This window comes from Kocuria sp. APC 4018 (genome assembly GCF_030407675.1).
GTDB classification, from domain to species: domain Bacteria; phylum Actinomycetota; class Actinomycetes; order Actinomycetales; family Micrococcaceae; genus Kocuria; species Kocuria rhizophila.
On sequence record NZ_JASDCY010000053.1, the window covers coordinates 1 to 19,031 of the forward strand.

Sequence of the window (19,031 nt, forward strand, 5' to 3'; positions counted from 1 at the left end):
CCGGTAGCTAAGACCCACAGCGCTGATGGTACTGCACTCGGTAGGGTGTGGGAGAGTAAGTCACCGCCGGAATCAACGTAAAGGGTTGAGGCCCCACCAGGACCACTCACAACGAGTGGACCAGGTGGGGCCTCCCCACATTTAACACACCATTTTCGGTCTGTTCCCCCGGCAGGCCGGGCCGGCAGCGGGGCGCGTGGGGTCCATCGTCTTTCTGGGCGTGCCAGTTCGCGCGCAATGCCTCCGGGCGCGCGTCTTTTCATGTGCTTGCGCATTCCTCCGGGTAGCCTGGCGGAGTGATTACGGGTGAGTTCAAGTCCAAGATCGACCGGGTGTGGAACACGTTCTGGACGGGCGGCATCTCCAACCCGCTGGAGGTGATCGAGCAGATCACCTACCTGCTCTACATCAAGCGCCTGGACCAGGAGCAGGAGCTCATCGATCGGAAGGCGAGCCGCACGGGCCGCAGCCCGGAGGACCCCATCTTCGGGTCGGGAGACGAGCAGAAGCTGCGGTGGAGCTACCTCAAGAACCAGGACCCGGCCACGGCCTACGAGCTGATGGACCGCGGGGTGTTCCCGTTCCTGCGGCGCCTGGGCGGGGAGAGCGCCTACACGGAGCACATGCGGGACGCCCGGTTCACGATCCCCACGCCGGCGCTACTGCACAAGGTGATCGACCTGCTGGACGGCCTGGACCTCCGCCCGGACACCAACGGGGATCTCTACGAGTACCTGCTGTCCAAACTGGCATCCGCCGGTGTGAACGGGCAGTTCCGCACGCCCCGGCACATCATCGACCTCATGGTGGACCTCACCGAGCCCAACGCCGAGGACACCATCTGCGACCCCGCGTGCGGCACGGCGGGGTTCCTGGTGTCCGCGTCCGAGTACCTGCGGGAGCACGACGAGTCCCTGTTCACCGATCCCCGCAAGCGCGCCCACTACGCCTCGGGCATGTTCCACGGCTACGACTTCGACTCCACGATGCTCCGCATTGCGAGCATGAACATGCTGATGCACGGCATCTCGGCTGCGGACATCCGGTACCGGGACTCCCTGGCGGAGGTGTCCCGCTTCGAGGACAAGTACAGCCTGATCCTTGCTAACCCGCCGTTTAAAGGCTCCCTTGATTACGAGGGCACTTCACAAAGCCTGCTGAAGACGGTCAAGACCAGGAAGACCGAGTTGCTCTTCCTGGCCCTGTTCCTGGAGATGCTGGAGACCGGCGGGCGCGCTGCCGTGATCGTGCCGGACGGGGTGCTGTTCGGTTCCTCCAAGGCGCACAAGGACCTGCGCCGCATGCTCGTGGAGGAGCAGAAGCTGGACGCGGTCATCAAGCTCCCCTCGGGCGTTTTCAAGCCGTACGCGGGGGTATCCACGGCCATTCTGCTGTTCACCAAGACGGACAGCGGCGGCACGGACAACGTGTGGTTCTACGACGTGCGCGCGGACGGCTACTCCCTGGACGACAAGCGAACCCCCGTAGAGGCCAACGACCTCCCGGGCGTCCGCGAGCACTACCGCCTCTTCTCGACGGGCGACTACGCCGAGCTGGGCCGCGCGCGCACCGAACAGTCCTTCGTGGTCCCCAAGGACGAGATCGCGGAGCAGGGGTACGACCTGTCGCTGAACCGCTACAAAGAGGTGGCCTACAAGGAAGAGGAACATCGCAGTCCGCAGGAGATCCTCGACGAGATTGACCGGTTGAACGTTGAGATTGGGAAGGCGCTGAATCAGCTTAAAGGAGACCTCGCATGAACATAGCTCGGGTGGGTGACATCGCAACCCAGATCCGGGGAGTCACATTCAGTAAGGGGGACAGTAGAGACTCCCCATGCGAAGGGTATCTTCCAGTGGTTCGCGCGAACAACATTAAAGACGACGGTTTGGATTTGTCCGAGTTTGTCTACGTCCCCGTGTCGAAAATACGAGACAACCAGCGGCTGCGGAGCAATGACGTCGTTGTATCCTCCTCAAGTGGCAGCTTGTCCTCAGTGGGTAAAGCGGCCTATGTTGCGAATTCAATGGATGTTGCATGGGGTGCTTTCCTCAAGGTATTGCGTCCGGGCGGTCAGGTTGACGGAAAGTATTTCTCTCACTTTTTTCGAACCGATAGCTATCGAAGAAATGTGAGCGCCTTGGCTGCGGGCGTTAATATCAACAATTTAAAGAAGGAACACCTCGACAACCTCCAAATGCGATTGCCCCCACTGGGCGAGCAGCGTAGGATTGCGGGGATCCTGGATCAGGCTGACGCCATCCGCACGAAGCGCCGTGCCTCCCTCGCTCTCCTTGATGAACTTACTCAGTCAGTTTTTCTCGATTTATCAGTCTCCTCGGAACCGCAGAAAATGCGATTCGGCGATCTCGTCCAAAACTTCCGCAATGGTTTGTCCCCTTCGAACAGCGGTGAATTTGGGGCGCAGGTGCTGACTCTTGGTGCAATTACACATGGGAGGTTCGACCCTACATCACGACGGGCAGCGATGTTCGACCGAATACCCGAGGAGAATGTTCGTGTGCGAAAGCAAGACTTCTTGGTATGTCGGGGGAATGGAAATATCGACCTGGTGGGCCAGGGGGTGTTCCCCCAGTCGGACGACGATCAGGTCGTCTTCCCGGACACCATGATTGCCTGCCGTTTAGATGCTGACAAAATTCGTCCACCTTACTTGGCGGCACTGTGGGGTCAGCGAGTAGTCCGGCAACAGATAGAAGTGGGTGCGAGAACGACGAACGGTACTTTTAAGATTAACCAAAAAATCCTTGGGGACGTTTCTCTTCCGATCCCGCCTCTCGCCGTCCAGCAGGAGTTCGCCGCCCGCGTCGAGAAGATCAACGCGCAGCGCGCTCTCGTGGAGCGGGCGCTGGAGAAGGACGAGGAGCTGTTCGCGTCCTTGCAGTCGCGGGCGTTCTCGGGCGAACTGTAGGGTCGTTTCAAACGCATTGAGCCGGGGAGGGCGCGTGGGCAACTTCGATTTCATGAGGGCCGAGTGGCCGGAGCTCTACGAGGACTGCGCTCGCGCGGAGTCCTACGTGATGAGCGATCCGCGGTCCGCGTGCTTCTACAGCCGCCGCGCCATTGAGGTGCTCGTGGGGTTCCTGTTCGACATGGAGAACCTGCGGGAGGCCTACGCCTCGGACCTGGCGGCCCGCACGAACGACTCCGCCTTCGTGGCCGTCACGGGCCCGGCGATCCAGGCCAAGCTGAACCTGATCCGCAAGAATGGCAACACCGCCGTGCACCGGACCGGGCCGATTTCTCGGCAGCAGTCGTTGCCGGTCCTTAAGGAACTGCACCACGTGATGATCTGGGCGGCGCTGCGCTACACCCGCCACCCGGACACCGTGGACCCGCACGCGGTGTTCGACCCTCAGGTGGCCGCACAGGCCGCGCCCCTGACCCGCGAGCAGGTGGTGCAGCTTGCGCAGAAGTTCAAGGACCAGGACGCCAAGTACCAGAAGCTGCTCAAGGAGCGGGACGACCTCGCCGCGCAGCAGCAGGCCACCATCGAGGAGCTGCAGGCCGCCGTTCGCGCCGGCCGAGAAGTTCCCGTTGCGCGCGACGACCGCGACCTGAACGAGAACGAGACCCGCGCGACCAACATCGACACCCTGCTCTTCGAGGCCGGGTGGGAGCTCTCCGATCCCCGGGACCGGGAGTTCACCGTGTCCGGGATGCCCACCGCTTCCGGTACGGGCCGCGTGGACTACGTGCTGTGGGGCACTGACGGCCGCCCCCTGGCCATTGTGGAGGCCAAGGCCAGCCACGTGAGCCTGCGCGACGGCCAGCACCAGGCCAAGCTCTACGCGGACGCCCTGGAACGCGAGCACGGGCGTCGTCCGGTGATCTTCCTGTCCAACGGCTACGAGCACGAGATCTGGGACGACGCCGCCGGCTACCCGCCGCGCCGCGTCCAGGGCTTCTACACCCGGGACGAGCTGGAACTTGCCATCCAGCGGCGGGGCACCCGCGCGGCCCTGGCCCAGGCGCCGATCGACGAGAGCATCGCGGGCTTCGAGCGCCCCTACCAGACCCGAGCCATCCGCGCGGTGGACGATGCCTTCGACCGGAAGCAGCGCGCGGCCCTGCTGGTCATGGCCACGGGCTCCGGCAAGACCCGCACGGCCATTGCCCTGGTGAAGCAGCTGCAGGAGCAGAACTGGGCGAAGAACGTGCTGTTCCTCGCGGACCGCACGGCCCTGGTGCGCCAGGCCAAGCGCGCCTTCGCGGAGCTCCTCACGGACACCGCGTCCGTGAACCTGGTGGACGAACGCCACGGCACCGGGCGCGTGTACCTCTCCACGTACCCCACCATGCTGAACCTGATCCACGAGAACGAGGGCGGAGTGCGGCGCTTCGGCCCCGGGTTCTTCGACCTGGTGATCGTGGACGAGGCGCACCGCTCCGTGTACCAGAAGTACCGGGCCATCTTCGAGCACTTCGACTCCCTGCTGCTGGGCCTCACGGCCACGCCCAAGGACGACATCGACCACAACACCTACCAGCTCTTCGCCCTGGAGGACGGGGTCCCCACGGACGCGTACACCCTGGAGGAGGCCGTGGCGGACGGCAAGCTCGTGCCGCCCCGCGGCAAGGAGATCAGCACCGGGTTCATCCGCCGGGGCATGCGCTACCACGAGCGCACCGAGGAAGAACGGGAGCGCTGGGACGAGATCGACTGGGGCGAGGGCGAGATCCCGGACGAGGTCTCCTCGGAGGAGATCAACCGGGTTCTCTTCAACACGGACACCGTGGACAAGGTGCTCGCCACCGTCATGGAGTCCGGACATCGGGTGGCCAACGGGGACCGGCTGGGCAAGACCATCATCTTCGCCCGCAACCAGCGCCACGCGGAGTTCATCCAGGAGCGGTTCGACGCCCAGTACCCGGGCTACGGGGGTCGCTTCGCCAGCGTGATCACCCACGGCAGCCGCCACGCGCAGTCCCTGATCGACAACTTCAGCGACCCGGAGAAGGAACCGCACATCGCCATCTCCGTGGACATGCTGGACACCGGCGTGGACGTCCCGGACGTGGTGAACCTGGTGTTCTTCAAACCGGTGCGCTCCAAGACCAAGTTCTGGCAGATGATCGGCCGCGGCACCCGGCTGCGCCCGGACCTCTTCGGCCCGGGGCGGGACAAGGAGGACTTCCTGGTTTTCGACTGCTGCGGGAACCTGGACTTCTTCAACCAGGACCTTCCCGAACCCAAGGGCTCCGTGCCCAAGTCCCTGAGCCAGCGCATCGTGGAGCACCGCGTACGGATGATCTGCGGGATCGACTCGCAGGCCAAGCGCGACCACGCGGCCGGTGACCTGCGGCAGCTGCGGGAGGACACGGCGTCGTCGTTGCAGCGGTACGTGCTGGGCATGAACCGCGAGAACGTGCTGGTGCGCCCGCACCTGCGACTCGTGGAACGTTTTGGCCAGCCCGAGGCGTGGCAGACGCTGGACGAGTCCTCAGCCCAGGACGTCGTGGACAACCTCGCGGGGTTGCCGTCCAGCGAGCAGGACCCGGACGTGGACGCCAAGAGCTTCGACTTGCTGGTGCTGCGCTACCAGGTGGCCCTGCTGGACGGGGACGACGCCGCGGGGGAGAGCTACCGTGCCCGGATCCAGGAGATCGCGGAGCAGCTGCGCGGCAAGGACAAGATCCCGGCCGTCCAGAAGCAACTGGAGATCCTCGACGCCGCCGCCGGGGACGAGTGGTGGCAGGACGTCACCCTGCCCATGCTGGACGTGCTGCGCCAGCGTGTTCGCGGGCTGGTGGGGCTGATCGAGAAGACCCGGCGCAACCCCGTGTACACCGACTTCCAGGACACCCTGGAGGAGATCCGGGACGTGGAGCTGCAACCCCGTGCACCCGGCACGGACCTGGCCCGCTTCGAGCAGAAGGCCCGGGCGTTCCTCACCCAGCACATGGACCACGTGGCCATCGAGCGCCTGCGCCGCAACAAGCCGCTCACGGCGGCGGACCTGGCGAGCCTCGAGGAGATGATGATCGAGCACGGGGTGGGGGACCGGGACGCCCTGCGGGACGCCGCCGAGCGGAACCAGGGCATGGGCCTGCTCATCCGCAAGCTCGTGGGCATGGAACGGGTTGAGGTGTCCACGCTGTTCGCGGAGTACCTCAACGACTCCACCCACACCGTGGAGCAGATCCGGTTCATCGAACGGGTGATCGACGAGCTCACCCGCAACGGAGCCATGGAACCGGGGCGGCTCTACGAACCGCCCTTCACGGACATCGCCTGGTCCGGGCCGGAGGTCCTGTTCGAGGAGGAGGACGTGGATCGGATCATCGACCTCTCCACCCTGGTGCGCAGGCGAGCCGTCCCGGCGGAGGCACTGCCGCCCACGGGCTGACGGGTTGGCGGACCGACGGGCGCCGTGGTGTGCGGGCCGGCGGGAAGCGGACTCCACTGATTGTCACGGAGCCCCGAACATGCCGCCCCGCCCACGCTGTGCATACTGCGCGGCGCGGGCGGGGCGGGGCTGCGGCCCCGGAGCCCCCGTCTCCCGGCTCAGGCGACGCCCGATGAACTGAGGACGGGTCGCGCGCCGGCGCGGGCGGCGTCGTCGTCCTCCCGCTCGAGCTCCGTGCGCACGGACACCGCGGCGGCCACGAGGCGGTCGAGTGCTGCCTCCGTCTCGGGCCAGCCACGGGTCTTGAGCCCGCAGTCCGGGTTGACCCACACGCGCTCCGCGCCAATGGCGCGGGCGGCATGGCGCACCCTGCGAGCCACCTCCTCGAAGGAGGGCACGCGCGGGGAGTGGATGTCCCACACACCGGGTCCCACGTCCCTCGGGAAGTCCGCGGCGGCGAGACCGTCCACGATGCCCGAGCCGGAGCGGGAGGCTTCCAGCGTGGTGACGTCCGCGTCCAGACCCTCGATCGCATCCAGCACGGTCTCGAACTCGGAGTAGCAGAGGTGGGTGTGAATCTGCGTGTCCGCGGCGGCGGCGCCGGTGGCCAGTCGGAACGCGCCCACGGACCACTCCAGGTAGGCCGGACGGTCCGTCTCGCGCAGCGGCAGCAGCTCCCGCAGGGCGGGCTCGTCCACCTGCACCACGGCGGTGCCGGCGGCTTCGAGGTCGGTGATCTCGTCCCGCAGCGCCAGTGCCACCTGATCGGCCACCTCGGCCGCGGGGACGTCGTCGCGCACGAAGGACCACGCGAGAATCGTGACCGGACCCGTGAGCATGCCCTTCACCGGACGGTCGGTGAGCGACGCCGCGTAGCGCGTCCAGTCCACGGTGATGGGCACGCGCCGGGAGACGTCCCCGAACAGGATGGACGGGCGTGTGCACCGCGAGCCGTAGGACTGCACCCAGCCGTGGCGGGTGGTCGCGAAACCCTCCAGGGACTCCGCGAAGTACTGGACCATGTCGTTGCGCTCCGCTTCTCCGTGCACCAGCACGTCCAGCCCCAGCTCCTCCTGGGCGCGCACCGCGCGGGCGATCTCGGACCGGATGGCCTCCCAGTAGGCGGCGCCGTCCAGGCGACCCGCCCGGTGGGCGGCGCGGGCCGCCCGGATCTCGGCAGTCTGCGGGAAGGAGCCGATGGTCGTGGTGGGCAGCAGCGGCAGCCTCAGCCGCTCCTGCTGCGCCGCCCGGCGTTCGGCCGCTGAGGGGCGCCGTCGGTCCTCCGGGGAGACGGCCGCGGTGCGCTCGCGGATCTCGGGGCGGCGCGTCGCGGGGTGGGTGGCCCGGGCCTCGCGGATGCGGGTGTCGGTCTCCAGGGCCTCGCTGATCTCCTTCCAGCCGTGCTCGACGCCGCGCGCCAGCTCGACGACCTCGCTCACCTTCTGGTCCGCGAACGCCACCCAGCTGCGCACGTCCGGGTCCAGCCCGGTCTCCCGGGTGATGTCGTGCGGGACGTGCAGCAGCGGCGTCGCCGTGCCCACCGCCACGGGGCCGCGGGCCCCGGCACGCAACCGGTCCAGGGTGTCCGTGGCGCCCGCCAGGTTCGTGCGCCACACGGTGCGTCCGCCCACGACGCCGCCCACCACCGGCCGCTCGCCCCACGCCTCGAGCGCGGCCCGGGTGGGGACGGCCCCGCGGTCGAGGTCCACGGCGAGGGCGTCCACGCCCGTGCGGGCCAGCGCGAGGTGGGCGTCCTGCCCGGCGTCCCCGTAGCCCACGGTCACCAGCACCGAGGGGTGGTCCGACAGGGCGGTCAGCCGCGTGTACGCGGTGGTCACCGCGGAGAGGATCCGTTCGCGGGACGCACCCCAGCCGTCCGCGGCGAGGGCGGGCTCGTCCAGCTGCACCCACGGCACACCGGCCGCGTGCAGAGAGCTGAGGATCGAGACGTACTGGGCCAGGACGTCGTCGAGCCCTGCCAGGGGGTCCACCCGCGCGCCGTGGGCCGCGGGGGTCTCCGGGCGCGAGAGCAGCAGGAAGGTCACGGGACCCACCAGCACGGGGCGGGTCCGCACGCCGGTGCGCCGCAGGGTGTCCCGGTACCGGGAGACCAGGCTCTCCGGGTGCGCCCGCAGGGCGGTGCCCGGATCGAGCTCGGGGACGTAGTAGTGGTAGTTGGTGTCGAACCACTTGGTCAGCTCCAGCGGCTCCAGATCGTCCGTCCCCCGGGACAGGGCCGTGATCAGCTCGATCCCGCGCTCGGTGTCCGGCGCGGCGGGGAGGAGGCCCTCCGCCCGGAACCGGGCCGGCACGGCACCCAGGGCGAGCGCGGTGTCCAGGACGTGGTCCACGGCGAAGCCCTCGGAGGGCACGGCGGTGTCCTGCGTGAGCCCCAGTTCGCGCAGCCTGAGGGTCGTGCGCTCCCGGAGGTCGCCGAGAGTGTCCAGGACGGTCTGGGCCGGGTGCCGTGCGGGCTCCGCCCAGTAGGCCTCGAGGGCCCGCTTGAGTTCCCGGTCCGGGCCGATGCGCGGGTAGCCCAGGATCGTGGCGCTGGGCAGGGGGGTGGGATTCGTGACGGTCATGATCTCTCCTTGTAGGGGTTGGTGTGATGACGTGAAAAGGGTGTGAGGCAGCCGCGTCGCGGGTGGGCCGGCGACGGCGCTGTACGGGGTCACTGGGCGTGACGGGCGCGGCGGGCGTACCGGGGCACGTGCTCCAGCGCGCGTGGGCAGAGCCGCGCGTGCGGCTCTGCGGTGGGCGGTGCGCACGACGCCGCACGGTCAGGCCGCGGGGCTGCGGCCCCGGTACTCGCGGGCCGCATCCCGGACGCGCAGGTGCTCCAGGATGGTGAGCGCCGCGTCCGGGCGGTTGAACGTGTACAGGTGGAAGCCTGCGCAGCCCAGGTCCAGGAGGTCGTCGATCAGCGACAGCGTGGCCGCGGTGCCCCGGTGCCGCAGCTCCTCGGGGGAGCCCGAGGTGAGGAACCGGGTGAGCCGCTCGGGAACGGGCACTCCGGTGATCTCCGTCATCCGCTGCAACCGTTTCGGGTTGGTCAGGGGCATGAGACCCGCGACCACCGGGATGTGGATCCCCTCGGAGCGCGCCCGCTCCAGGAACGACGCGTAGTCCTCGGGCTCGTAGAGCACCTGCGTGATCGCGTAGTCCGCCCCGGCCTCCTGCTTCTCCCACAGGGACGCGAGATCCGCCTCGGGGTCACGCCCCCGGGCGGGGGACGGGTAGCACGCCACCGACACGGACAGCGGCCGCGTCCCGGGGCGGAACCCGTCCCCGAAACGACGCCGCTCGACGTCCCGGATGAGCCGCACCAGCTCCGAGGCCCGGCCGATCCCCCCGGGCGGGGTCCGCCACTGCCCGGCGCCCAGGGGCGGGTCCCCGCGCAGCGCGAGGAGGTCGCGGACGCCGTCGTCCAGCAGCTGCTCCACCGAACGCTCCAGCCCCGCGCGGTCGGTGCCACCGCACGTGAAGTGGGCCATCACGGGGGTCCTGGTGGTGCGGCGCAGATGGCGCAGCGCCTCGCGGGACACACCACGACCACCCGAGTGGCCGTGCGTGACGGAGAAGAAGTCGGGCCCGGCCTGGGCCATGGCGTCGATGCTGCGCCACACGGTGTCCGGGTCCGCGGTGGGGCGGGGCGGGAACACCTCGAAGGAGACGAGCGTGGAGCGCCGGGGGCGGCGCACCAGCCAGGACGTGCGCGCGGGCGGTTCGGCGCAGGACGGCTCGGACGAGTCCGGGCTGGGCGGTGGTGCGGCGGGTGCGCCCGCGCGGCAGGTGGCCGCCGTGGGAACGCCCCTGGGGTGGCTGGCACGTGCGGGATCGTGCTCGCCCGTCGAGGAGGTGGGGCTCGCGGGAGCGGCTGAGCCGGCGGGGTGGGCGCCTGACGTGGGAGCGGGCTCGTCCGTGGTGCGGGCCGCGGCCACGAGCTGCGGCCTGTCCTCGGCGCGGGCGGTCGGCGGTGTGACGGGCATATGAGAAAACCTCCGGCGGTAGGACGCCGGAGGTGGACCCCGTGCGCCGTACTTGCCAGCCACGCGGTTGCGCGGCGGCCGGATCGTCATCTGGGGCACCCCACTACAGCAGGAGGGTTGCCGCCCGGCCAGCCAGAGCTTTTCGCCGGGTCTCATGATCCTTTGGTGGGTGAGACGGTAGCACGAGGGCCCCGGGCCGTGGAAGGCGCCCGGTGCGGGCCGGTGCGGACCGGTGCGCCCCCGGGGCCGGACCCCGGGGACACACGTGTGGTCAGCGCCCGACCACGACCTCCAAGTTCTCACCGGAAGCCGGGTCGAAGAAGCACGTCTCGCGGGCGTTCGGCCGCACGTGGATCGTGGACCCCGCCTCCATCTGCAGAAACTTGTCCGCGCGGACGGTGGCGCGGTCCTTCTCCAGCCGCATGGCGCGGGCGTCCTCGGTCCCGGATTCCGGGGTGTCCGGCAGCACGCAGTGGATGAACGCCTCGGAGCCGAGCTTCTCCACCAGGTGGACCCGAAGGGGCAGCGCGGGGGTCCCCGGCGCGTCGCCCTCGCCCGTGATCTCCCACGACTCCGGACGGACACCCACGGTCACGGTGTCCCGCACGTGCGCCGAGAACTCGGCCGGCACGGGCACCCGCAGCCCGCTCGCGGCGTCGAGGACCGCGTGGCCGTCCCGGACGGGGACGTCGTGCACGATCGTCATGGCCGGCGACCCGATGAAACGGGCCACGAACACGTTCGCGGGGTGCTCGTAGAGGTGGATCGGATCGGCCACCTGCTGCAGCTGTCCGTCGCGCAGCACGGCCACGCGGTCGCCCATGGTCATGGCCTCGACCTGGTCGTGGGTCACGTAGATGGTGGTGACCCCCAGCTCCCGCTGGAGGTCCGCGATCTGGGCGCGGGTGGACACGCGCAGCGTGGCATCCAGGTTGGACAGCGGCTCGTCCATGCACCACACCTTGGGGTTGCGCACGATCGAGCGGCCCATGGCCACACGCTGCCGCTGGCCCCCGGACATGGCCGCGGGACGCTTGTCCATGAGGGGCCCGAGCTCCAGCATGGCGGCGGCGCGCTCCACCCGCTGCTCGATCTCGGCGCGGTCCAGCTTCTCGTTCTCCAGCGCGAAGGACATGTTCTGCCGCGCGGTCATGTTGGGGTACAGGGCGTAGGACTGGAACACCATGGCCACGTCCCGGTCGCGGGCCCGGGTGCCCGTGACGTCGCGGCCGTCGATGAACACGGCGCCCTCGTCCACGGGCTCGAGACCCGCGAGCATCCGCATGGCCGTGGACTTGCCGCTGCCGGAGGGACCCACCAGGACCAGGAGCTCACCGTCGCGGATGCTGAGATCGAGCTGGGACACCGCCGGGGGCTTGCCCGGGTCGAAGATGCGGGATGCGTGCTTGTACTCGACGGTGGCCATGGTGCTCCTCGGGCTCTCGGGTGGTGACGGTGGTGACGGAATCGATGCCCCGGCGTGACGGGCGGCTCGGGCTCGCCGTGGTGCTCAGTGGTGCGGGGGCCGTTCGGGGCGGGCCCCGGGTGGCGGCCCCGAGAGGAGCCGCCACCCGCGGAGGATCACAGCTTGGGCTTGATGTCCGAGTCGATGATCTTCTGGGTCTCGTCCTGCAGCTGCTGGAAGACCGTCTTGACGTCCTCGCCGCCAAAGGTGATGCGGTCCAGCGCGCCGCCGATCCGCTGACCGCCGCCGGAGACGAACACGCGGGCCGCGTCCTGCGGCTGGGTGTTCTCGTTCAGCTGCTTGATCGCGGTCATGGCGTTGGGGTTCTCGTCGAGGAACTTCTTCTCCTCGGGTTTGTCCATGGCGTCCTTGCGCACCGGCATGTAGCCGGTGGCCTGGGTGAACGTGATCGTGTTGTCGGTGTTCGTCATGAAGTCGATGAACTTGGCGGCGGTGAGCTTGCGCTCGTCGCTGATGCCGTTGGGGATCGCCAGGCCGGCGCCACCGGTGGCGCAGCCGGGCTTCGGGCCGGGCAGGTAGGTGGTGTAGAAGTCGAACGTGGCAGCCTCCTTGAGGCCACCCAGGGAGCCCGTGGACTCCAGCAGGGCGGCACCGTTGCCGATCCCGAAGTCGTTGGCGCCGTCCTGCACGATCTTGATGTGCCCCTCCGCCACGTGCTTCTTGAGGTACTCGCCGGCCTTGATGGAGTTCTCCTCGGTGAAGGTGGCGGTCCAGTCACGGGAGTAGGCACCCCCGAACGTCCAGATCATGCCCTGGAAGTACCAGTCCATGTAGTTGGCACCGTCCGGGAGGATCAGCGCGGGCTTGCCGCCGTTGGCCTTGACCAACTGGGGTGCCCACTGTGCGAACTCGTCCCACGTGCGGGGTCCGCGGTCCAGGGGCAGACCGGCCTTCTGCATCATGTCCTTGTTGAAGTACATGATGCAGGTGGAGCGGGCGTACGGCGCGCAGTAGTGCTTGTCGTTGAAGTTGTAGTCCTCGCGCAGCGTGTCCACGTAGGTGCTGGAGTCGATCCCGGCCTTCTGCCACAGGTCGTCCAGCGGGGTCACGGCCTCGTTCAGGGCGAAGTTGAACCAGTTCACGTCCGACGCCACGAACACGTCCGGGAGGTCCCCGCCCGCGAGAGCGGCGTTGACCTTCTGCGCCACCTCTTCGTAGTCGGCACCGCCGTCGATCAGCTCGGCCGGGGTGTCAGGGTTGGCCGAGTTCCACGCGTCGATGAGCTTCTGCTCCAGGCTCTTGGAGCTGGCGGGGTGGTTGGACCAGAACTGCAGGGGGCCGGAGGCCTCCTGCCCACCGGAGGAGCTTCCGCCCCCGGAGCCGGCGCAGCCGGACAGGGCCACGGTGGCGGTTCCGAGGCCCAGCAGGCCGAGGGCGTGACGACGTGAGAGTTCCATGTGTGCTTCTTCCTTCAGGAGGTGGTGGATGTGCTGGAGGGTGGTGTGTGGAGGGTCAGCCCTTGACCGCGCCCGCGGTCAGACCCTTGATCATGTGGCGCTGCAGCAGGATGAACACGATGATCATGGGGATGGTCGCGATGACCGTGCCGGCCATGACCGGGCCCCAGTTGCTCAGGCCCTCGTTGTTCTGCAGCTGGGTGAGGCCGATGGGCAGCGGGGCCACGGCGTCCGTGTCGGACATCAGGAACGGCCACAGGTACTGGTTCCACTCGGTCACCACGGTGATGAGGATGAAGGCGATCAGGGTGGGCCAGGACATGGGCAGCACCACGCGGAACAGCTTGCGCAGGAACCCCGTGCCGTCCATCTCCGCGGCCTCCATGACCTCGCGGGGCAGGCTGAGGAAGTGGTTGCGCATGAGGAACGTCCCGAAGGCCACCCCGGCCAGGGGGATGATGATGCCCTGGAACGTGTTGCGCCAGCCCAGCTCCGCCACGAGCGCGTAGTTGGAGATGATCGTGATCTGGCTCGGCACCATGAGGGACGCGATGACGAACAGGAACAGCACCTTCCGCCCAGGGAACTCGAGGAACGCGAAGGCATAGGCGGTGAGCACGCCCAGCACCACCTCGATCACGGTCAGGACCGTGGTGATGATGATCGAGTTGCGCAGGTACTGGCCGAAGTTGACCGTCTCGAACACATACCGGTAGTTCTCCGGCGCGAAGGGGTTGGGCCACCACGTGATGGGGTCGGAGTAGATGTCCGAGTGCTCCTTGAGCGACGTGATGATGATGAAGTACACCGGGACCGCCACGACCGCGAAGGCGAACGCCATGGCCAGGTAGCCGAGAATGCGGGAGATCTTCATGAGAACTGCTCACTCCGCTCTTGGAAGCGCACCTGAACGGCGGTGATCACCAGGACGATCAGGAACATGATGGTGGCGACCGCGGCTCCGTAGCCCGCCCGGTTGTTGACGAACGTCTCCTGGTAGACCTGGTAGACCATCGTGGTGGTGGACGTGCCGAAGGGCCCGCCACCGGTCATGACCTGGATGATGTCGAACACCTGGAACGAGTTCAGCAGCACGGTGATGGACAGGAAGAACGTGGTGGGTCGCAGCTGGGGCAGGGTGATGCGCCAGAAGCGGCGCCAGGCCGGTGTGCCGTCGATCTCGGCGGCCTCGTCCAGGTCGGTGCGCCGCGCCTGCAGGGCGGCCAGGTAGATCACGAAGGTGTAGCCCAGGTTCTTCCACACGTAGGTGACCGTGATCATGAACAGGGCCCAGCCCGGCTCCTGGTAGAAGTTGGGGGACTCCAGGCCCACCCGGCGCAGCAGGTCCTGCACCAGCCCGTAGCTGGGGTCGAAGACGAACTGGAACGCCACGCCCACGGCCGCACCGGAGATCACGTACGGCGCGAACACGAAGGAGCGGACGAAGCCGCGTGCCCTGAGCTTCTGGTCCAGCAGCAGCGCGAGCGCGAGCCCGAGGACCATGGACCCCACCACGGCGAACCCCGTGAACACCACGGTGTTCCAGAGGATCTGCCAGCTGACGGGGTCCTTGAACCACTCGACGTAGTTGTCCAGGCCGATGAACGTGGCCTTGGGCGAGGAGATGTTCCAGCTGTAGAAGGACAACCGGATGTTGTCGATCAGCGGCCGGTAGGTGAACACGGCCAGCAGCAGGAGGTTCGGGACGGTCAGCGCGAACGCCAGGGCTACTTGCTTGGCGTTCCAGCGGCGCCGGCGCCGAACGGTGGCAGGAGGGTGGCTGGTTGAGGGCACGGCTTCACGACCAGCGGGCAGGGATGTACTCACAGGTAATCATCGTGGAGGGTCGTTGTGACGGTCTGGCAAACAGCATCGGGGGCCATCTGTCACCCCGAGTTCGCCTGGCGGCAACCTGGCGCTGCTATCCGGCACAAGGTTCGCAGCACTGCCGCGCCGGGCCGCGCGAGCCCCCACCCGTCCTGGCCGTCGGGCACAAGTGTGCGCGCGGCCCGGCCAGGCCCGCGGGAGGGTGGGCCTGGTCCCGACGCGGTGGGCGGGACTGGTCCCAGCGGGACGGAGGCAGGTGCTAGACAGGATCCATGGCACTTCTGGAGCAGCTACCCCGGGACCTCGTGAGCGCACTGGGGGTGAGCGGTGCCCGCAGCCTGAGCGGCGGGGACAGCGCCAACGCCTTCCGGCTGGAGACCGGCAACGGCCCGGTCTTCGCCAAGACCATGCCCCACCCGGCCCCCGGGGTGCTTCCCCTGGAGGCCGCCGCCCTGGAGAAGCTGCGGGCGGTGGCACCCGAGAAGATCAGTGTTCCGGCCGTGCGCTTCGTGTCGGAGGAGGCTCTGGCGCTGGAGTGGATCGAGGAGGCGCACGGGGCGCCGGACCGGGCCACCGAACGCAGCTTCGGCACAGGGCTCGCGGCGGTCCATGCGGCTCCCGCTCCGCACGTGGGCTGGCTGGGCCCGGAGCTGCCGGAGCGCATCGGGTCCGTTCCGGTGGACCTCACCCCCACGGACGACTGGGCGGACTTCCTGCTGGAGCGGCGCATCGAGCCCCTCCTGCGGCAGGCCGTGGACGCCGGGAACCTGGACCCGGCGGCGTCGGCGCTGCTGGAGTCGCTGGCTCCGCGGGCGGCCGAGCTGGCCGGTCCGCCCGAGCCCCCGAGCCTGCTGCACGGCGACCTGTGGGCCGGCAACCGCGTGGTGGACGCCTCCGGGGGCAACTGGCTGATCGACCCGTCCTCGTTCTACGGCCACCGCGAGTACGACCTTGCCATGATGCAGCTCTTCGGTGGCTTCGGCCGCGAGTGCTTCGCCGCGTACGACGACGCCCACCCCCTCGCGGACGGCTGGCATGAGCGGGTGCCGTGGTACCAGCTGCCTCCGCTGCTCATCCACGCGATCCGCTTCGGTGGCGGCTACGGGGCGTCCGTGATGAGCGCGCTGCGCCGTCTGGGGTGAGTGCCGCCTCGCGGGCGGGTCCCGTGGCGTTGGACACGGCTCCCGCCCGTACAGCATGATGCTTACTAGATTGTCTAGTTATCGGTGACGCGAGGTGGAGCATGGCGCAGAGTGCCGCGGGGTTGCTGGCCGCCGGGCCCGAGGCCCGTGCTCTGCGCCGGGTGATCACGCTCAACCACGAGATCGACCACCAGCTGCAGCGGATCATGGGCCTGAAGGAGACGGACTTCTCGGCCATGGCCCTTCTGATGCGCCGCCCCATGGGCCCCACGGAGCTGGCGCGGGCGCTGCACATCACCACGGCATCGGCCACGGCCATGGTGGACCGGCTGGTCCGGGCGAGGCACGTGGTGCGTGAACCCCATCCCGAGGACCGCCGCCGCATGACAGTGCGGGCCGTGGAGCGCTCCACGGCAGAGGTGGCCGCGCAGGTCGCCCCCATGGTCGCCATGGTCGAGGAGGAGCTCGCGACCCTCGATGAGCCCGGCCGCCGCGCGGTGCTGCAGTTCCTCACGGGGATGGTCACCCGCATGGAGGACCACCTGGAGCAGCTGTGCGGGCGCCCGGCAGCGGCCGCGGCGGGTGGGCCCGTGTGTCCGGTCCACGCGGAGGAGTCCTCGTGACGGGCTCCGCGCGCGATCTTCCCGAGGTCCCCGCGGGGGGCACCCCCGTGACCGCAGGTCCCTGTACCGCCTCCGGCCACGACGCCGCATGGCTCCCTTTCCGCGCCGCCGTCCTGCGCGAGCTGGAGGACTTCTTCGCATCGCCCGCCCACCGCGTGCCCTGCAGCCCGGGGTTTCCGCTGCTGTGGGAGCGGATCCGGGAGCAGCTGGCGGGCGGCAAGCTCATCCGCCCGCGCCTGACGCTCATCGCGTGGCGCTCCTTCGCCCGGGTTTCCGGCGGGGGCGACGCCGCCGCGCGGGTTCCGGACGCGTCCTGCGTGCGGCTGGCGGCGTCGTTCGAGATGCTGCACGCGGCGCTGCTGGTGCACGACGACGTGGTGGACCGGGACTGGCGCCGCCGGGGCCGCCCCACGGTGGGCGAGCTGTTCCGCCGGGACGCCGTGGCGGCCGGCGCGAGCGCGGAGGAGGCGCAGCACGCGGGGGAGTCCGCGGCGATCCTCGCCGGGGACCTGCTGCTCTCGGGCGCGCTGCGACTGGCCACCACGTGCACCGCGGACCCGCGGCGTTCGGGCGCCGTGGCAGACGTGGTGTTCGAGGCCGTGACCGCCTCGGCCGCCGGGGAGCTGGACGACCTGCTGCTGTCCCTGCACCGCTTCGGGGTGGGGCACCCGGGCGTGCAGGAGATTCTGGACATGGAGCGGCTCAAGACGGCCACGTACTCGTTCGAGGCGCCGCTGCGCGCCGGCGCCCTGCTCGCGGGCGCGGCGGTGGACGACGCCGAGCGGCTGGCACGCGCGGGTGCGCTGCTGGGCGTGGGCTACCAGGTGGTCGACGACGTCCTGGGCACCTTCGGGGACCCGGAGGTCACGGGCAAGTCCGTGGACGCGGACCTGCGCTCGGGCAAGGCCACCGTGCTCACGGCCCACGGGATGCAGGTTCCGGACGCCCGCCGGGTGCTCGGGCAGCTCGCGGCGGGCACCGCCACGGTGGAGCGCGCGCGGGAGGCGCTCGCGGCGTCGGGCGCGCGGGAGGCCGCCGTGGAGCTGGCCACCGACCTGGTGGGGCAGGCCCGCGAGCTCCTGGACGGGCTGGCCCTGCCGGAGGATGAACGCGCCCAGCTGGACAGCCTGTGCCACCACGTCCTGAACCGAGACTCGTAGTGAGGACCCCCATGACCGCTCCGGACGCCCACGCGTTCGCGCCGCTGCGCCTGTACACCGGCACCGCCCTGACCGCCTCCGGGCGGGTGATCGGCGAGTACTCCACCTCGTTCTCCCTCGCGTGCCGCACCCTGCCGGGCCCGGTGCGCCGGGACATCGCCGGGATCTACGCGCTCGTGCGCGTGGCGGACGAGGTGGTGGACGGCACCGCACAGGCCGCGGGCCTGGATGCCACGCAGGTGCGCGCGGCTCTGGACGAGTACGAGGCGGCCGTGGACCGGGCACTGGACACCGGGTTCGCCACGGACCTGGTGGTCCACGGCTTCGCGGACGTGGCCCGCCGCCACGGCTTCGGGCGCGAGCTCACCGCCCCGTTCTTCGCCTCGATGCGCGCGGACCTGGAGGTCGCGGAGCACGACGGCGCCTCCCTGGAGTCCTACATCTACGGTTCCGCGGAGGTGGTGGGCCTGATGTGCCTGGCCGTGTTCATGGACATGCCCGGGACCCTCGCGGACACCCCCGCCCAGCGCGGGCTGCTGACGGACTGCGCCCGGCGGCTGGGCGCGGCGTTCCAGAAGGTCAACTTCCTGCGGGACCTCGGCGCGGACCACGACCAGCTGGGACGCACGTACTTCCCCGGCGCGGACCCCGATCACCTCACGGAGGCGCAGAAGACCGAGCTGCTCGCGGACCTCACCGCGGACCTCGACGCCGCCGTGCCGGGCATCCTCGCCCTGGACCGGCGCGCTCGTCGTGCGGTGGCCATGGCCCACGGGCTGTTCGGGGAGCTCGCGCGCCGGATCGAGCGGGTTCCCGCGCACGAGCTGACGCGGCGCCGGATCAGCGTGCCCACCGCGGTGAAGCTGCGGATCGCCGCGCGCTCCCTGTCGAACACGGAGGTGACGGCGTGAGCCGGGAAGACCACGAGCACCAGGGCGGAGAACACACGGCCATGAAAAGCGCGAACGAGAGCACGAGCACCGGCGCGGCGCGCACGGCTCCCGGCGGCGGGGGCGCCCCGCGGACGGTCGTGGTC

Annotated in this window: 13 protein-coding genes and 1 riboswitch; of the genes, 7 read left to right on the top strand and 6 right to left on the bottom strand. The window is 69.4% G+C overall.

The window, feature by feature from the left end:
* The first annotated feature begins 296 nt into the window (after positions 1-296).
* The 3 genes from QL985_RS09375 to QL985_RS09385 are packed head-to-tail and all read left to right on the top strand — an operon-like array spanning position 297 to position 6,371.
* Entirely contained in the window at positions 297-1,760 is a 1,464-nt protein-coding gene (locus QL985_RS09375) for a class I SAM-dependent DNA methyltransferase (RefSeq protein ID WP_135010913.1), read from the top strand.
* Positions 1,757-2,932 (top strand): restriction endonuclease subunit S, encoded by a 1,176-nt coding sequence (locus QL985_RS09380; RefSeq protein ID WP_135010914.1) that lies wholly within the window; start codon positions 1,757-1,759, stop codon positions 2,930-2,932. Before QL985_RS09375 ends, QL985_RS09380 begins: the two co-directional genes overlap by 4 nt.
* A gap of 34 nt (positions 2,933-2,966) precedes the next feature.
* A complete protein-coding gene (locus tag QL985_RS09385; RefSeq protein WP_135010915.1) occupies positions 2,967-6,371 on the top strand; it encodes a DEAD/DEAH box helicase family protein in 3,405 nt (1,134 codons plus the stop codon).
* A 158-nt stretch (positions 6,372-6,529) separates the two neighbouring features.
* Here the strand turns inward: QL985_RS09385 and metE are convergent, their stop codons facing one another.
* From metE to QL985_RS09415, 6 genes are all read right to left on the bottom strand, one after another.
* Complete coding sequence (metE, locus tag QL985_RS09390) at positions 6,530-8,953, bottom strand: 5-methyltetrahydropteroyltriglutamate--homocysteine S-methyltransferase (RefSeq protein ID WP_135010916.1); 2,424 nt, start codon at positions 8,951-8,953, stop codon at positions 6,530-6,532.
* A 198-nt stretch (positions 8,954-9,151) separates the two neighbouring features.
* Positions 9,152-10,360 carry a methylenetetrahydrofolate reductase gene (locus QL985_RS09395; RefSeq protein ID WP_135010917.1) on the bottom strand — a complete coding sequence of 403 codons (1,209 nt, stop codon included), beginning with the start codon at positions 10,358-10,360 and terminating at the stop codon, positions 9,152-9,154.
* 43 nt (positions 10,361-10,403) lie between these two features.
* Positions 10,404-10,520, bottom strand: a riboswitch (SAM riboswitch).
* Positions 10,521-10,631: 111 nt separating this feature from the next.
* The gene (locus QL985_RS09400; RefSeq protein WP_047979311.1) at positions 10,632-11,786 is read right to left on the bottom strand and encodes an ABC transporter ATP-binding protein; all 1,155 of its coding nucleotides are present in this window, start codon (positions 11,784-11,786) and stop codon (positions 10,632-10,634) included.
* Positions 11,787-11,941: 155 nt separating this feature from the next.
* Positions 11,942-13,243: an ABC transporter substrate-binding protein gene (locus QL985_RS09405; RefSeq protein WP_047979312.1), complete on the bottom strand. Its 1,302-nt coding sequence runs from the start codon at positions 13,241-13,243 to the stop codon at positions 11,942-11,944.
* A gap of 55 nt (positions 13,244-13,298) precedes the next feature.
* Positions 13,299-14,117, bottom strand: a complete 819-nt coding sequence (locus QL985_RS09410) for a carbohydrate ABC transporter permease (protein ID WP_047979313.1) — start codon at positions 14,115-14,117, stop codon at positions 13,299-13,301.
* The gene (locus tag QL985_RS09415) at positions 14,114-15,037 is read right to left on the bottom strand and encodes a sugar ABC transporter permease (protein ID WP_135010921.1); all 924 of its coding nucleotides are present in this window, start codon (positions 15,035-15,037) and stop codon (positions 14,114-14,116) included. Before QL985_RS09415 ends, QL985_RS09410 begins: the two co-directional genes overlap by 4 nt.
* 305 nt (positions 15,038-15,342) lie before the next feature.
* Here QL985_RS09415 and QL985_RS09420 point away from each other — a divergent pair, with 305 nt between their 5' ends.
* The 4 genes from QL985_RS09420 to QL985_RS09435 all read left to right on the top strand — a co-directional run bounded on the left by QL985_RS09420 (position 15,343) and on the right by QL985_RS09435 (position 18,906).
* A complete protein-coding gene (locus QL985_RS09420; protein WP_059281474.1) occupies positions 15,343-16,212 on the top strand; it encodes a fructosamine kinase family protein in 870 nt (289 codons plus the stop codon).
* Positions 16,213-16,313: 101 nt separating this feature from the next.
* Positions 16,314-16,835 (top strand): MarR family transcriptional regulator, encoded by a 522-nt coding sequence (locus QL985_RS09425; RefSeq protein WP_223246113.1) that lies wholly within the window; start codon positions 16,314-16,316, stop codon positions 16,833-16,835.
* A complete protein-coding gene (locus QL985_RS09430; protein ID WP_259906273.1) occupies positions 16,832-17,995 on the top strand; it encodes a polyprenyl synthetase family protein in 1,164 nt (387 codons plus the stop codon). The genes QL985_RS09425 and QL985_RS09430 overlap by 4 nt, the downstream gene beginning before the upstream one ends.
* A gap of 11 nt (positions 17,996-18,006) precedes the next feature.
* Positions 18,007-18,906, top strand: a complete 900-nt coding sequence (locus QL985_RS09435) for a squalene/phytoene synthase family protein (protein ID WP_259906275.1) — start codon at positions 18,007-18,009, stop codon at positions 18,904-18,906.
* The last annotated feature ends 125 nt before the right edge of the window (positions 18,907-19,031 follow it).

What these genes read in the sequence shown, in the direction of transcription:
- QL985_RS09410 (WP_047979313.1), bottom strand. Translation starts at nt 14,117, where the DNA reads ATGAAGATCTCCCGCATTCTCGGCTACCTGGCCATGGCGTTCGCCTTC.
- QL985_RS09400 (WP_047979311.1), bottom strand. Translation starts at nt 11,786, where the DNA reads ATGGCCACCGTCGAGTACAAGCACGCATCCCGCATCTTCGACCCGGGC.
- QL985_RS09405 (WP_047979312.1), bottom strand. Translation starts at nt 13,243, where the DNA reads ATGGAACTCTCACGTCGTCACGCCCTCGGCCTGCTGGGCCTCGGAACC.
- QL985_RS09435 (WP_259906275.1), top strand. Translation starts at nt 18,007, where the DNA reads ATGACCGCTCCGGACGCCCACGCGTTCGCGCCGCTGCGCCTGTACACC.
- metE (WP_135010916.1), bottom strand. Translation starts at nt 8,953, where the DNA reads ATGACCGTCACGAATCCCACCCCCCTGCCCAGCGCCACGATCCTGGGC.
- QL985_RS09395 (WP_135010917.1), bottom strand. Translation starts at nt 10,360, where the DNA reads ATGCCCGTCACACCGCCGACCGCCCGCGCCGAGGACAGGCCGCAGCTC.
- QL985_RS09380 (WP_135010914.1), top strand. Translation starts at nt 1,757, where the DNA reads ATGAACATAGCTCGGGTGGGTGACATCGCAACCCAGATCCGGGGAGTC.
- QL985_RS09420 (WP_059281474.1), top strand. Translation starts at nt 15,343, where the DNA reads ATGGCACTTCTGGAGCAGCTACCCCGGGACCTCGTGAGCGCACTGGGG.
- QL985_RS09425 (WP_223246113.1), top strand. Translation starts at nt 16,314, where the DNA reads ATGGCGCAGAGTGCCGCGGGGTTGCTGGCCGCCGGGCCCGAGGCCCGT.